Genomic DNA, 13,334 nt, shown 5'->3' on the forward strand with positions numbered 1-13,334 from the left:
ACCCGCCAGATGCGCTTAGTGAGCGAGGCGTTTTTCGATGGCGTCGAACAGCATCCCGGTGATCGACACAGGGAATTCAGCTTCGATTTCGCGGATGCAGGTTGGGCTGGTGACGTTAATCTCGGTCAGGCGATCGCCGATAATATCCAGACCAACAAAAATCAGCCCTTTGGCTTTCAGCGTAGGCCCAACGCGGCGGGCAATTTCCCAGTCGCTGTCGGTCAACGGACGTGGTTCACCACGGCCACCGGCGGCCAGGTTACCGCGGGTCTCACCGCCCTGCGGAATACGAGCCAGGCAGTAAGGTACCGGCTCGCCGTCGACCACCAGCACGCGTTTATCACCGTCTTTAATGGCAGGCAGGTAGTTCTGCGCCATGCAGTAGCGGGTACCCAATTCGGTCAGCGTTTCGGCGATAACGCCGATGTTTGGGTCATCCTGTTTCACGCGGAAAATAGAGGCGCCACCCATACCGTCCAGCGGTTTCATAATGATGTCGCCGTGCTGCTGCCAGAAGGCTTTCAGCTGAGCTTTGTTACGGGTGACCAGCGTTTCCGGCGTTAAGTCGGCAAACCAGGCGGTGAACAGCTTTTCGTTACAGTCGCGCAGGCTCTGCGGTTTGTTAACGATCAGCGTGCCTTTCTCTTCTGCGCGCTCAAGAATATAGGTCGCGTAGATAAATTCAGTGTCAAACGGCGGGTCTTTGCGCATCAGCACCACGTTCAGATCGGCCAGGGCGATATCCTGCTCGGTGCCAAACTCATACCACTTATCGTAGTTCTGCTCGACGCTGAGCAGGCGCGTGCGGGCGCGCGCTTCGCCGTTGTTCAGATACAGGTCGGCCATTTCCATGTAGTGCAGTTCGTAACCACGACGCTGCGCTTCCAGCAGCATGGCGAAGCTGGAGTCTTTTTTGATGTTGATGTGTGCGATGGGGTCCATCACGATGCCGAGCTTGATCATTGTTGTTCTCCTTTAGCCCAGGTCGCCAAAGCGCACCTGCAGTGCGGTGATGGCGGTGAGCGCGGTGGTCTCAGTACGCAGAACGCGCGGTCCCAACAGAATATCAGTAAATTGGTGCTCTGCGGTCATGGCAATCTCATCCGCAGACAGGCCGCCTTCCGGGCCAATCAGCAGGCGGACGCGCTCGACCGGCTGCGGCAGAGTGTTGATACTGGCGCTGGCTCGCGGATGCAGATTGAGCTTCAGGGCGTCATCCTGCTCGGCGCACCAGGCGGCCAGATCCATCGCCGGGCGAATGTCTGGCACCCGGTTGCGGCCGCATTGTTCACAGGCGGCAATCGCAATCTTTTGCCACTGCTGGAGTTTCTTGTTCAGCCTTTCCGCATCCAGTTTTACCCCGCAGCGTTCGGAAAACAATGGGGTGATCTCGTTCACACCCAGTTCCACGGCCTTCTGAATGGTGAATTCCATTTTTTCACCGCGGGACATGACCTGGCCGAGATGCAGCCAGAGCGGTGACTCACGGTCGTCCTCGTTGCCCGCCAGGATTTTAACGCGCACGCTTTTTTTATCCGCCTGCACGATTTCCGCGTCGAACACCTGATTGCTGCCGTCGAACAGCTGAATAGCCTGGCCCGCGCTCATGCGCAGCACGCGTCCAACGTGGTTAGCCGCATCTTCGCTCAGGGCAACGTCCTGGCCAACGGAAAGATTTTCAGGATGGTGAATGCGGGGTATACGCATGAAGTGAGTTCCGGTTAGTTGCGCTGCAGGAATGGGCTCTTATCCTGACTCTATCCCAAAAAGGGAGAGGGGATTTTCGCCCCCTTGTTCTGTAGGTCGAGGGCTATATTCGTCACAGCAAATAAAGAATTGCCGCTAGTGTAGGTTAGCTGTTTCGCGCCTGGCAAGCCCGCAGCACATATGGATTATGATTGCCCTGGACTTTCGCAATGCGCTCATCCCGCTCGCACTCCCAGGTGTTGACCGGGTAGCGTTTATCCCAGGCCTGGAATAATTGAGTCTGCTGGCGAGAAAGCGACAGCTGGTATTGGTCGCGCATGTAGAAATAAGTGCGCGCAATTGCGCCTCGAGCGCGTTCCGGCGGCTCGGCCACTTTATCCTTAAAATCAATTTTCATTGCGCACTGGCCGTATTGGCCTTCGCCGCCGTTCCATTGGCTGTACATGAAGTTATTTCTGTCGGCGTTAACCTCGCCCACGGCAGGCTGCAGGTTATGCATATCGCTTTCTATTTTGCGGTATACCGGATCTTTGGCGCAGTTTTTACGTCCGCCGTCTTGCCAGCACTGCAGCAGGTGGCCGAACTGCCAGGCAGGCATGACGTGCTCCCATTCAATGCGGGTGGCCCGGTTTTCATTCTTCCGCACTTTATAGCCACAGGACTCCAGGTCCGGGATACCCTTTTTACCCTGCCAACTAATTTTACAGCCGCAGTAGAAGTCGCCCGGAGCATCGGCGTTGACCTTGACGCCTGCGGTTTTGGCTTGTGCGAAGCTATTGATGCCGTTGCTGAAGGCGGGAAGCGAACTGAAGGCTGCAACGAATGCAACAGCCCAAGAAATTTTGCGAGACATTTCCAGAATCCTTACTAAAACGTGCCCGCACCCTACCTGATCGGATATCCAGTTTCAATCAGGGGCAGTGTAAAAATTCCAGAAATAAACGATTAATTACATGGGGTTGTAACGTCGAGTTTTAATAACTGGCCGCAATGAGTGCAGCGATATTCGGCTTCGCCGCGCAGCACCCGATTGTGGCGGCGCACGGTGAGCTGATGCTGCTGGCAAGGGCAGCGGTAGGGGAAGGTATTTTTGCGTACCGAATCGACTTCAAATTTATGCGTGCGGCGGGCAGGGACGCCGAGCACGGTTTCCATCATCCATTTCCATTCCTTGCCGTGGGGGGCGACGCGGCCAAAGTGCTTCCATACCAGCAGGTGAGCCAGCTCATGGGGGACAACTTCTTCGACAAAAGCCTGCTGATTTTCCATCAGCAGCACCGGATTCAGGCGAATTTCGTTGCTTTCCAGCCAGGCAGTGCCGGCGGCGGTGCCGCGCTGATGATAGACCACTTTGGGCTCAGGATAATGAGTGCCTAAATGCGCGTTGGCCTGCTGAAGTTTTTCACGCAGGCAGCGCATAACGGCTTGCTGGAGAGCGATAGGGAGTCTGAGGGCTTTCATAACGGCAGAGAATAATGGGGCAGGAAGCGCGGTGCAAGCCCCTCCCGTTACCGGGAGGGGCTTTCAGGACTCAGTTGTGTGCGCCGATTTCGCGTAATTTACGGCCTTTCATCAGGTTACGTTCGATGTGTTCCAGAGAGACATGTTTCGTCTCAGGAATAAGCCACAGCGTCAGGACGATAAAGAACAGGTTCAGCGCCGCATAAACCCAGAAGGTGTTAGCGTTGCCCAGCGTGTTCAGCATAGTCAGGAAGGTGGCGCCGACAATCATATTGGCAATCCAGTTGGTGGCGGTGGAGCAGGTGATGCCGAAATCGCGCCCTTTGAGCGGCTGGATTTCCGAGCACAGCACCCAAATCAGCGGGCCAGCGCTCATGGCGAAGCCAACGATAAACATCAGCAGCATGGCAACCGCAAAGTACTGCGCGCCCTGGGAATGGATGCCGACGTGTAGCATGGTGCCCAGCACGCCCATGCCGACGGCCATGACCAGGAAGCCGAGCACCAGCGTAGGTTTACGTCCCCAGCGGTCAACCAGACCGATAGCAATAAAGGTAGCCAGCACGTTAATCAGGCCCACGATCACGGTGCCCCACATTTGCTGCGTGGTATTCGCGAACCCGGCAATTTCGAAGATTTTTGGTGCGTAGTACATGATGACGTTCATGCCGGTGAACTGCTGCATGACCTGCAGCAATACGCCAAGAAAGACCGCCCGGCGGAAGTTCGAGTTGTCCTTAAACAGCGACCACCCGCTTTGTTTCACCTTCAGGCTTTCGCGGATTTCTTCCAGCTCACGTTTCGCCTCTGCGCTGGTATCGCGCAGGCGCAGCAGCACGCGTTCAGCATCGTGGAAGCGGCGCTTGGCGGCAAACCAGCGCGGACTGTCCGGCAGGAAGAACACGCCAACCAGCAGTAGCAGAGCGGGAAGGGTGATCACGCCCAGCATCCAGCGCCAGGATTCGGTGTAGCTGAAAGCTGTATCGGAGAGATAAGCGCCCAAAATACCGATGGTGATCATCAGTTGGTACATGGAGATCATGCTGCCACGGATCTTCTCCGGCGCAATCTCTGACAGGTAAAGCGGGGCGGTGTAGGAAGCGACGCCAACGGCCAGGCCCAGCAGGACACGAGACACGATCAACACTTCAACATTGGGCGCAAAGGCCGAGAACAGGGAACCGAGCACAAACAGCACGGCACCTATCATCAGGCTGTATTTTCTCCCCAGTTTGAAAGAGAGCCAGCCGCTGCCGATGGCCCCGACGGCTGCCCCGAACATCATCGAACTCACCACCCATTCCTGGGTGTGGGAGGTGATGGCAAAGTCTTTAGCGATAAACGGCAGCGCACCGGCAATCACCCCAATGTCCAGGCCGAACAGCAGGCCGGCGAGCGCGGCGAGGAAGCAGACAAAAAAGGTCATGCTTTTGTTGGAGCGCCCGGTTTTTTTATTGTCAGGCATATCGCCCTCCACGTGGATTTTTTCGGATTTGACGTTTTTAAGGGTAGGGCAGTAAACGGCGGAAGTGTGTGATGATAATCACAGTGATGTAATCGTTTACACTAGAGGTCTAAATTGAGAGGAAACTTAATGTTGATAAGACAGGGAATTTACGGCTAATAAAATCCGTCCTGCGGTTAAAAATCGGTGTTTGATGAGCTGTTATGTAACAAATGATGTGCCTGAACGCACATATGAATAAAAGTGGCAATAAAGGCTATTCCTGTTATGTGTAATCGGTTTCAAATTGTTGCCGGTGATAGCAGGGAGCCAGGAGAAGAGAAATCTGTAGGTACAGAACCAAAAAGCAAAAGGCCAGCATAAGCTGGCCTTTAAAGTACAAAGCGGTGGCGGGTTATTTCAGGCCAGCGGCTTCACGCAGCAGTGCGGCTTTGTCGGTTTTTTCCCATGGGAAATGTTCGCGACCAAAGTGACCGTATGCGGCGGTTTCTTTGTAGATCGGATGCAGCAGATCCAGCATCTGAATCAGGCCGTATGGACGCAGGTCGAAGAACTCGCGTACCAGCAGGGTCAGCTGCTCGGTAGAGATTTTCTCGGTACCGAAGGTTTCCACCATGATGGAAGTAGGTTCTGCCACGCCGATAGCGTAAGAAACCTGAATTTCGCAGCGGTCAGCCAGGCCAGCGGCGACGATGTTTTTCGCGACATAACGCGCAGCATAGGCAGCAGAACGGTCAACTTTAGACGGATCTTTACCTGAGAATGCGCCGCCACCGTGACGAGCCATACCGCCGTAGGTATCAACGATGATTTTACGCCCGGTCAGACCGCAGTCACCCATTGGGCCACCGATAACAAAACGGCCAGTTGGGTTGATGTGGTATTTGGTGGAGGCGTTCAGCCACTCGCCCGGCAGAACTGGTTTGATGATCTCTTCCATCACCGCTTCCTGCAGGTCTTTCAGCGCGATGTCTTCAGAGTGCTGAGTGGACAACACTACCGCATCAATACCGACGATTTTACCATCGTCGTACTGGAAGGTGATCTGGCTTTTCGCGTCCGGGCGCAGCCACGGCAGGGTGCCGTTTTTGCGCACTTCAGCCTGACGCTGCACCAGACGGTGGGCGTAGGTGATTGGCGCTGGCATCAGCACGTCGGTTTCGTTGGTCGCATAGCCAAACATCAGGCCCTGATCGCCCGCACCCTGTTCCAGCGGATCGGTACGGTCAACGCCCTGATTGATGTCCGGGGATTGTTTACCAATCGCGCTCAGAACAGCGCAGGAGTTGGCGTCAAAGCCCATATCTGAATGCACATAGCCGATTTCACGCACGGTTTTGCGGGTGATTTCTTCGATATCAACCCACGCGCTGGTGGTGATTTCGCCGCCAACCAGAACCATACCGGTTTTGACGTAGGTCTCACAGGCTACGCGTGCTTTCGGATCCTGCTCGAGGATTGCGTCAAGGACGGCGTCGGAGATTTGGTCAGCGATTTTATCAGGATGCCCTTCAGATACAGACTCGGACGTAAAGAGGTGTTTAGCCATATTTTCTTCACCCTAAGAGGATTTATTTAGTTCAGGCTGCTGCTCTACGCCACAGCGGTGGCGAGATAGACCAACCCGGGAACTTATTGCCACAGATTGAAAAACAGGCAGTCTAACAGTTAATCAGTATAGATGGATTAACATCTGGACGGCCATTTTAGATTAGACAATCGGCAGATAGCCAGAATTTTTTAGGGTAACGGCAACATGTGATAAATCTTGAGTGGAAAGTGGAGCTGACACTGCTGGCAATTTACACATTTTGTTTTGCTTTTTACCCCTTATATGGGTATAAAGCGGCGCGCGCGGCTTAATCAAAAGCACACGATTCGTGTTGCCCACTTCCAGCCGGGTTGAGCAATTATTTAGAGCCTGTCAGGTACAGCGTTCGCAGCTTTGGCTTGTCGCATACATATTCAACGTATGCGTGGAGGTGATACAAGTAATGAACCGCCGTCATTCATATAACCCAGCACGCCGTTCTGGCGCGCGTATGCTCCTCGCAGCCTGCATCTCATGTTTTCAAACTTGCCGATGTTTTACCCATCTCGGCGCTTCTCAGGATCCCCGGGCCGGTCTGTAATCCGCCGTGGTAACTGAACAAGGGCGCTCTTGTATTACAAGAGTTTTCTCGTGGTTTCGCCGTCCTGTCATACAGGGTTCGGATACGTGTTTTACAATGATATGAAAATGAAACCGGTCGCACAGCCTGGCTGTCAGCGTCTTGTGCTGTCAATGCGCGCTGTTAATGGGTTGTTATTGCAGGATACCCCTGCGATAGTAGTCAACTGTTTTGCACAATCGACAAAATTTGAGGTTCGCCATGACTGACAAAATCACTTCTGTTTCGGGTTCGTCAGTGGGCGAGCAGGATGTACATCGTTCCATTCAGGAGGTTGCCATGAGCTCCGAGGAAGCCAGCAAGATGCTGCGTACATACAATATTGCCTGGTGGGGCAATAACTATTATGACGTTAACGAACTGGGCCATATTAGCGTTTGCCCGGATCCGGACGTTCCGGAAGCTCGCGTGGATCTCGCCGAACTGGTGAAAGCGCGTGAAGCTCAGGGCCAGCGCTTGCCTGCGCTGTTCTGCTTCCCGCAGATCCTGCAGCACCGCCTGCGTTCGATTAACGCCGCCTTTAAGCGTGCGCGTGAATCCTACGGCTACAACGGCGATTATTTTCTGGTTTACCCGATCAAAGTTAACCAGCACCGCCGTGTGATTGAGTCGCTGATTCATTCCGGCGAACCGCTGGGCCTGGAGGCGGGTTCTAAAGCCGAGCTGATGGCCGTGCTGGCGCATGCGGGCATGACCCGGTCGGTTATCGTCTGTAACGGCTATAAAGACCGCGAATACATCCGCCTGGCGCTGATCGGCGAGAAGATGGGCCATAAGGTCTACCTGGTTATCGAGAAGATGTCCGAAATTGGCATCGCGCTGGAAGAAGCCGAGCGACTGAATGTGATTCCTCGCCTGGGCGTTCGCGCACGTCTGGCCTCTCAGGGATCCGGTAAATGGCAGTCTTCCGGCGGTGAGAAGTCCAAATTTGGCCTGGCGGCAAACCAGGTTCTGCAGCTGGTGGAAATCCTGCGTGAACGCGGCCGCCTGGACAGCATTCAGCTGCTGCACTTCCACCTGGGTTCGCAGATGGCGAACATTCGCGATATCGCCACCGGCGTTCGTGAGTCGGCGCGCTTCTACGTTGAGCTGCATAAGCTGGGCGTGAACATTCAGTGCTTCGACGTTGGCGGTGGCCTGGGCGTGGACTACGAAGGGACTCGCTCCCAGTCCGACTGCTCCGTTAACTACGGCCTGAATGAATACGCGAACAATATTATTTGGGCAATTGGCGATGCCTGTGAAGAAAATGGTCTGCCGCACCCGACGGTGATCACCGAGTCTGGCCGCGCCGTGACCGCGCACCACACAGTGCTGGTTTCCAATATTATCGGCGTGGAGCGTAACGAATATACCGAAGCAACTCCACCTGCGGTTGACGCCCCTCGCGCACTGCAAAGCATGTGGGAAACCTGGGAGGAGATGCATCAGCCTGGGACTCGCCGCTCGCTGCGTGAATGGTTGCACGACAGCCAGATGGACCTGCACGATATCCACGTCGGCTACTCCTCCGGAGCATATAGCCTGCAGGAGCGTGCCTGGGCAGAACAGCTTTACCTGAACATGTGCCACGACGTGCAGAAGCAGCTTGATCCAAGCAACCGCGCGCACCGTCCAATTATCGACGAACTGCAGGAGCGCATGGCGGACAAAATGTACGTCAACTTCTCGCTGTTCCAGTCGATGCCGGATGCGTGGGGGATCGATCAGCTTTTCCCGGTACTGCCGCTGGAAGGGTTGAATCACGCGCCTGAGCGCCGTGCGGTGCTGCTGGACATTACCTGCGACTCCGATGGGGCAATTGACCACTATATTGATGGCGACGGCATAGCCACGACGATGCCGATGCCGGAATACGATCCGGAGAACCCACCGATGCTGGGCTTCTTCATGGTGGGGGCGTACCAGGAAATCCTGGGCAACATGCACAACCTGTTCGGTGACACCGAAGCGGTGGACGTCTTCGTCTTCCCTGATGGCTCCGTGGAAGTTGAACTGTCTGACGAAGGCGATACCGTGGCGGACATGCTGCAGTACGTGCAGCTCGATCCGAACAAGCTGCTGACTCAGTTCCGCGACCAGGTCAAGAACACCGGCCTTGACGATGCGCTGCAGCAGCAGTTCCTCGAAGAGTTCGAAGCGGGTCTGTACGGTTATACGTATCTGGAAGACGAGTAAGCTATCGCTTTCCCTCTCCTCTTCAGGGAGAGGGGCAAAGAGCGAGCAATAGCCTATACTCTCTTGAACCTGTATGAATTAGCGGCGATAATCCGCGCAATAAATAGTAGTCACCCAATCCAATCCCTTCCTCGTCGGGTTTAACGACGCGGAGGGGATTTTTTTTAGGCGTTTTTTAACCCCAACCGAGAGGTCAGACAATGAGCACCTTAGGCCACAAATACGATAACTCCCTGGTATCTAATGCCTTTGGTTTTTTACGTTTCCCGCTGAATTTCCAGCCGTACGATAGCGATGCAGACTGGGTGATCACCGGCGTTCCGTTTGATGCGGCAACTTCCGGTCGCGCAGGCGGCCGCCACGGCCCGGCAGCGATTCGTCAGGTATCCACCAACCTGGCATGGGAAGGAAACCGCTTCCCGTGGAACTTCGACATGCGCGAGCGTCTGAACGTTGTGGACTGCGGCGATCTGGTTTACGCCTTCGGCGATGCCCGTGAGATGAGCGAAAATCTCCAGGCGCACGCTGAGCGTCTGCTGGCTTCCGGCAAGCGTATGCTTTCCTTCGGCGGTGACCACTTCGTGACTCTGCCGCTGCTGCGTGCTCACGCGAAGCACTTTGGTAAAATGGCGCTGGTTCACTTTGATGCTCACACCGACACCTACGCGAATGGCTGCGAGTTCGACCACGGCACAATGTTCTACACCGCGCCAAACGAAGGCCTGATCGATCCGAACCACTCCGTGCAGATCGGTATTCGTACCGAGTTCGACAAAGATAACGGCTTCACCGTGCTGGATGCCTGCCAGGTAAACGATCGCGGCGTAGACGACATTATTGCCCAGGTTAAGCAGATCGTCGGCGACATGCCGGTTTACCTGACTTTTGACATCGACTGCCTGGATCCCGCGTTTGCGCCGGGAACAGGTACGCCGGTGATTGGTGGCCTGACGTCCGATCGTGCTATCAAGCTGGTTCGGGGCCTGAAAGATCTGAATATCGTGGGGATGGACGTGGTGGAAGTGGCTCCGGCCTACGACCAGTCTGAAATCACCGCGCTGGCTGCGGCAACGTTGGCGCTGGAAATGCTGTATATCCAGGCGGCCAAGAAAGGCGAATAAGCTTTTAAATACCGCCCCGTTGGGGGCGGTATCGCTTTATTTAATCCCATCCGCTGCCATGCGGTCGCGGATATGCTGGGCACGAGCGGCAGACGCCGGGTGGTCGTCCAGCATGGAGCTTTGACGGCCCTCGTCGAGCTTAGCCAGTTTCTCGAAGCTGGTGGCAAGACCGGTCGGGTTGATGCCGCGTTTGCGCAACAGATCGTAAGAGTAGTCGTCCGCTTCAGATTCCTGACGCTGGGAGAACTGAGCGTTCACCAGTTTTTCGCCTAAATCCCCAAGCTGAGACTGCGACAGGTTGCCAATCACGCCGCCTGCGGATGCGGCAGCAACGCGGGCTGCGTTAGCCCCGAGCGCGACCTGCATCCCTTTTTTCACGTGGCCCAGCGCGACGTGCCCCATTTCGTGGCCAATCACCGCTTCAACTTCGTTGTCGTCCATCATGTCCATCAGGCCGCTGTAGACGCGGATGCAGCCGTTCGCCATGGCGAAGGCGTTGACGTCTTTGGTCACATAAACTTTATAGTTAACCGGCAGACCGTTGATGTTATCCCCCAGCGCGGAGGCAATTTTGTTCAGCCGCTGGGTGTATGGGCTGTCTGCCGGGGCTATCGTAGCTTTGCTGTCCTGCTGCTTACAGGCATCATCGCTCAGGGTTTTCACCTGCGCATCGCTTAAAGTGTAGGCCTGGAAAGCTTCGGCTCCAGAGGTCAATAGCCCGTTGGAATCCATTCCCTGGCAGCCGCTCAGCAGGGCTGCGACGCTCAGGCTCAACAATATTGGGCGCATCTTCATGGCCATTTTCCTTTCTTTATAATAGGTAAAAACAGAATCGGATTTACCGCAGGCGTGGCGGCTCCAGAACCAGTATAAAGAAGAATAAATGGCCTGCGCATCAGGTTGCGCAACTTGCGAGCGTTATCCAGAGATTTCTTACCCTGTCAACGGCACGCCGCATGTACATGACCATTCCCCTGGTGTACATTGTTGTCACATTTTCGGGCGTAGCCCATAACGCATCGTAGTCAAGGCGCGACCTTCAACCATCCGATCTGGAGTCAAAATGTCCTCTCGTAAAGAGCTTGCCAATGCTATTCGTGCGCTCAGCATGGACGCAGTACAAAAAGCCAAATCCGGTCACCCGGGTGCCCCTATGGGCATGGCCGACATTGCCGAAGTCCTGTGGCGTGATTTCCTGAACCATAACCCACAGAACCCTTCCTGGGCAGACCGCGACCGCTTCGTGCTGTCCAACGGCCACGGTTCTATGCTGATTTACAGCCTGCTGCACCTCAGCGGTTATGATCTGCCGATTGAGCAGCTGAAAAACTTCCGTCAGCTGCACTCCCAGACTCCGGGCCACCCGGAAGTGGGCTACACCGCCGGTGTTGAAACCACGACTGGCCCACTGGGTCAGGGTATTGCGAACGCGGTCGGTATGGCTATCGCAGAGAAAACGCTGGCGGCACAGTTCAACCGTCCTGGCCACGAAATCGTGGACCACTTCACCTATGCATTTATGGGTGACGGCTGCATGATGGAAGGCATCTCTCACGAGGTTTGCTCCCTGGCTGGTACCCTGAAGCTGGGTAAACTGGTTGCGTTCTATGACGACAACGGCATCTCCATCGACGGTCACGTTGAAGGCTGGTTCACCGACGATACCGCAAAACGCTTCGAAGCCTACGGCTGGCATGTCGTGCGCGGTGTAGACGGCCACGATGCCGCGGCTATCAAACGTGCAGTAGAAGAAGCGCGTGCGGTGACCGACAAACCATCCCTGCTGATGTGCAAAACCATCATCGGTTTCGGTTCCCCGAACAAAGCCGGTACCCATGACTCTCATGGCGCCCCGCTGGGTGATGCAGAAATCGCACTGACCCGCGAAGCGCTTGGCTGGAACCACGCACCGTTCGAAATCCCTTCTGACATCTACGCGCAGTGGGATGCGAAAGAAGCGGGTCAGGCTAAAGAAGCCGCATGGAACGAGAAGTTCGCTGCCTACGCGAAAGCCTTCCCGCAGGAAGCCGCAGAGTTCACTCGCCGCGTGAAAGGCGAAATGCCTTCTGACTTCGACGCAAAAGCGAACGAGTTCATCGCTAAGCTGCAGGCTAACCCATCCAAGATCGCCAGCCGTAAAGCGTCCCAGAATGCTATCGAAGCGTTCGGCCCGCTGCTGCCGGAATTCCTGGGTGGCTCCGCTGACCTGGCGCCTTCTAACCTGACTCTCTGGTCTGGTTCTAAAGCAATTAACGAAGATACCGCCGGGAACTACATCCACTACGGCGTGCGCGAATTCGGTATGACCGCTATCGCCAACGGTATCTCCCTGCACGGCGGTTTCCTGCCGTACACCTCTACCTTCCTGATGTTCGTAGAATACGCCCGTAACGCGGTGCGTATGGCTGCGCTGATGAAACAGCGTCAGGTGATGGTGTATACCCACGACTCCATCGGCCTGGGCGAAGATGGCCCGACTCACCAGCCGGTTGAGCAGGTTGCTTCCCTGCGTGTGACCCCGAACATGAGCACCTGGCGCCCATGTGACCAGGTTGAGTCCGCAGTCGCGTGGAAGTACGGCGTTGAGCGTCACGACGGCCCGACCGCGCTGATCCTTTCCCGCCAGAACCTGGCTCAGCAGGATCGTACCGAGCAGCAGCTGAAAGACATCGCTCGCGGCGGCTACGTGCTGAAAGATTGCGCAGGTCAGCCAGAGCTTATCTTCATCGCTACCGGCTCTGAAGTTGAGCTGGCGGTGGCCGCATGGGACAAGCTGACTGCCGAAGGCGTGAAAGCGCGCGTGGTGTCGATGCCGTCTACCGACGCGTTCGACAAGCAGGATGCGGCTTACCGTGAATCCGTGCTGCCGAAAGCCGTTTCTGCTCGTGTGGCTATCGAAGCTGGCATCGCTGACTACTGGTACAAATACGTTGGCCTGAACGGCGCTATCGTGGGCATGACCACCTTCGGTGAGTCTGCTCCAGCGGAACTGCTGTTCGAAGAGTTTGGCTTCACCGTGGAAAACGTGGTGAAACAGGCTAAAGCGATTCTGTAATCCGTCTCGCTAACTATCAGGGTCGCTTCGGCGGCCCTTTTTTATGCCGATTATTCCACTTATACCCTGTTCTTTATTCCACCATCGGGGCGCTCAGTTGCAGTTATTCCACCAAAACTGTGATGTACATCAGAAGTTGAGCGGAGCATGTTGGGGTATCGTTCCTTTTATTCCCG

Annotated in this window: 12 protein-coding genes; 5 read left to right on the plus strand and 7 right to left on the minus strand. The window is 55.5% G+C overall.

Annotated elements, in window-relative coordinates; all coding sequences use genetic code 11:
* Window positions 1-15 precede the first annotated feature (15 nt).
* The 6 genes from gshB to metK all read right to left on the minus strand — a co-directional run bounded on the left by gshB (window position 16) and on the right by metK (window position 6,182).
* Window positions 16-963 carry a glutathione synthase gene (gene gshB, locus WFK85_RS14600; RefSeq protein ID WP_008461555.1) on the minus strand — a complete coding sequence of 316 codons (948 nt, stop codon included), beginning with the start codon at window positions 961-963 and terminating at the stop codon, window positions 16-18.
* A 12-nt stretch (window positions 964-975) separates the two neighbouring features.
* The gene (gene rsmE, locus WFK85_RS14605; protein ID WP_166995246.1) at window positions 976-1,707 is read right to left on the minus strand and encodes a 16S rRNA (uracil(1498)-N(3))-methyltransferase; all 732 of its coding nucleotides are present in this window, start codon (window positions 1,705-1,707) and stop codon (window positions 976-978) included.
* Window positions 1,708-1,852: 145 nt separating this feature from the next.
* A complete protein-coding gene (gene endA / locus WFK85_RS14610; RefSeq protein ID WP_166878139.1) occupies window positions 1,853-2,560 on the minus strand; it encodes a deoxyribonuclease I in 708 nt (235 codons plus the stop codon).
* A 92-nt stretch (window positions 2,561-2,652) separates the two neighbouring features.
* Window positions 2,653-3,168 carry a SprT family zinc-dependent metalloprotease gene (locus tag WFK85_RS14615; RefSeq protein ID WP_336708702.1) on the minus strand — a complete coding sequence of 172 codons (516 nt, stop codon included), beginning with the start codon at window positions 3,166-3,168 and terminating at the stop codon, window positions 2,653-2,655.
* Window positions 3,169-3,238: 70 nt separating this feature from the next.
* Entirely contained in the window at window positions 3,239-4,633 is a 1,395-nt protein-coding gene (locus WFK85_RS14620; protein ID WP_008461563.1) for a sugar porter family MFS transporter, read from the minus strand.
* A 394-nt stretch (window positions 4,634-5,027) separates the two neighbouring features.
* Complete coding sequence (metK, locus tag WFK85_RS14625; RefSeq protein ID WP_008461565.1) at window positions 5,028-6,182, minus strand: methionine adenosyltransferase; 1,155 nt, start codon at window positions 6,180-6,182, stop codon at window positions 5,028-5,030.
* Window positions 6,183-6,627: 445 nt separating this feature from the next.
* On the opposite strand from metK, the gene WFK85_RS23645 reads away from it, so the two are divergent.
* The 4 genes from WFK85_RS23645 (at window position 6,628) to speB (ending at window position 10,103) form a co-directional block, all read left to right on the plus strand.
* Complete coding sequence (locus WFK85_RS23645; RefSeq protein WP_442892298.1) at window positions 6,628-6,765, plus strand: hypothetical protein; 138 nt, start codon at window positions 6,628-6,630, stop codon at window positions 6,763-6,765.
* 107 nt (window positions 6,766-6,872) lie between these two features.
* Window positions 6,873-7,013, plus strand: coding sequence for an acid stress response protein YqgB (gene yqgB / locus WFK85_RS14630; protein WP_442892300.1), 141 nt, complete (start codon window positions 6,873-6,875; stop codon window positions 7,011-7,013).
* The gene (speA, locus tag WFK85_RS14635) at window positions 7,006-8,982 is read left to right on the plus strand and encodes a biosynthetic arginine decarboxylase (protein WP_336708704.1); all 1,977 of its coding nucleotides are present in this window, start codon (window positions 7,006-7,008) and stop codon (window positions 8,980-8,982) included. Before yqgB ends, speA begins: the two co-directional genes overlap by 8 nt.
* A 200-nt stretch (window positions 8,983-9,182) precedes the next feature.
* Window positions 9,183-10,103, plus strand: a complete 921-nt coding sequence (speB, locus tag WFK85_RS14640; RefSeq protein WP_008461568.1) for an agmatinase — start codon at window positions 9,183-9,185, stop codon at window positions 10,101-10,103.
* 36 nt (window positions 10,104-10,139) lie between these two features.
* Here the strand turns inward: speB and WFK85_RS14645 are convergent, their stop codons facing one another.
* A complete protein-coding gene (locus WFK85_RS14645) occupies window positions 10,140-10,898 on the minus strand; it encodes a M48 family metallopeptidase (protein ID WP_008461569.1) in 759 nt (252 codons plus the stop codon).
* A gap of 268 nt (window positions 10,899-11,166) precedes the next feature.
* Here WFK85_RS14645 and tkt point away from each other — a divergent pair, with 268 nt between their 5' ends.
* Window positions 11,167-13,158 carry a transketolase gene (gene tkt, locus WFK85_RS14650; RefSeq protein WP_336708707.1) on the plus strand — a complete coding sequence of 664 codons (1,992 nt, stop codon included), beginning with the start codon at window positions 11,167-11,169 and terminating at the stop codon, window positions 13,156-13,158.
* Window positions 13,159-13,334 lie beyond the last annotated feature (176 nt).

It is taken from the genome of Cedecea sp. VD22 (assembly GCF_037150195.1).
Classification (GTDB): domain Bacteria; phylum Pseudomonadota; class Gammaproteobacteria; order Enterobacterales; family Enterobacteriaceae; genus Cedecea.

What these genes read in the sequence shown, in the direction of transcription:
- yqgB (WP_442892300.1), top strand. Translation starts at nt 6,873, where the DNA reads ATGAAACCGGTCGCACAGCCTGGCTGTCAGCGTCTTGTGCTGTCAATG.
- WFK85_RS14615 (WP_336708702.1), bottom strand. Translation starts at nt 3,168, where the DNA reads ATGAAAGCCCTCAGACTCCCTATCGCTCTCCAGCAAGCCGTTATGCGC.
- speB (WP_008461568.1), top strand. Translation starts at nt 9,183, where the DNA reads ATGAGCACCTTAGGCCACAAATACGATAACTCCCTGGTATCTAATGCC.
- tkt (WP_336708707.1), top strand. Translation starts at nt 11,167, where the DNA reads ATGTCCTCTCGTAAAGAGCTTGCCAATGCTATTCGTGCGCTCAGCATG.
- WFK85_RS14645 (WP_008461569.1), bottom strand. Translation starts at nt 10,898, where the DNA reads ATGAAGATGCGCCCAATATTGTTGAGCCTGAGCGTCGCAGCCCTGCTG.
- endA (WP_166878139.1), bottom strand. Translation starts at nt 2,560, where the DNA reads ATGTCTCGCAAAATTTCTTGGGCTGTTGCATTCGTTGCAGCCTTCAGT.
- rsmE (WP_166995246.1), bottom strand. Translation starts at nt 1,707, where the DNA reads ATGCGTATACCCCGCATTCACCATCCTGAAAATCTTTCCGTTGGCCAG.
- speA (WP_336708704.1), top strand. Translation starts at nt 7,006, where the DNA reads ATGACTGACAAAATCACTTCTGTTTCGGGTTCGTCAGTGGGCGAGCAG.
- metK (WP_008461565.1), bottom strand. Translation starts at nt 6,182, where the DNA reads ATGGCTAAACACCTCTTTACGTCCGAGTCTGTATCTGAAGGGCATCCT.
- gshB (WP_008461555.1), bottom strand. Translation starts at nt 963, where the DNA reads ATGATCAAGCTCGGCATCGTGATGGACCCCATCGCACACATCAACATC.
- WFK85_RS14620 (WP_008461563.1), bottom strand. Translation starts at nt 4,633, where the DNA reads ATGCCTGACAATAAAAAAACCGGGCGCTCCAACAAAAGCATGACCTTT.
- WFK85_RS23645 (WP_442892298.1), top strand. Translation starts at nt 6,628, where the DNA reads ATGAACCGCCGTCATTCATATAACCCAGCACGCCGTTCTGGCGCGCGT.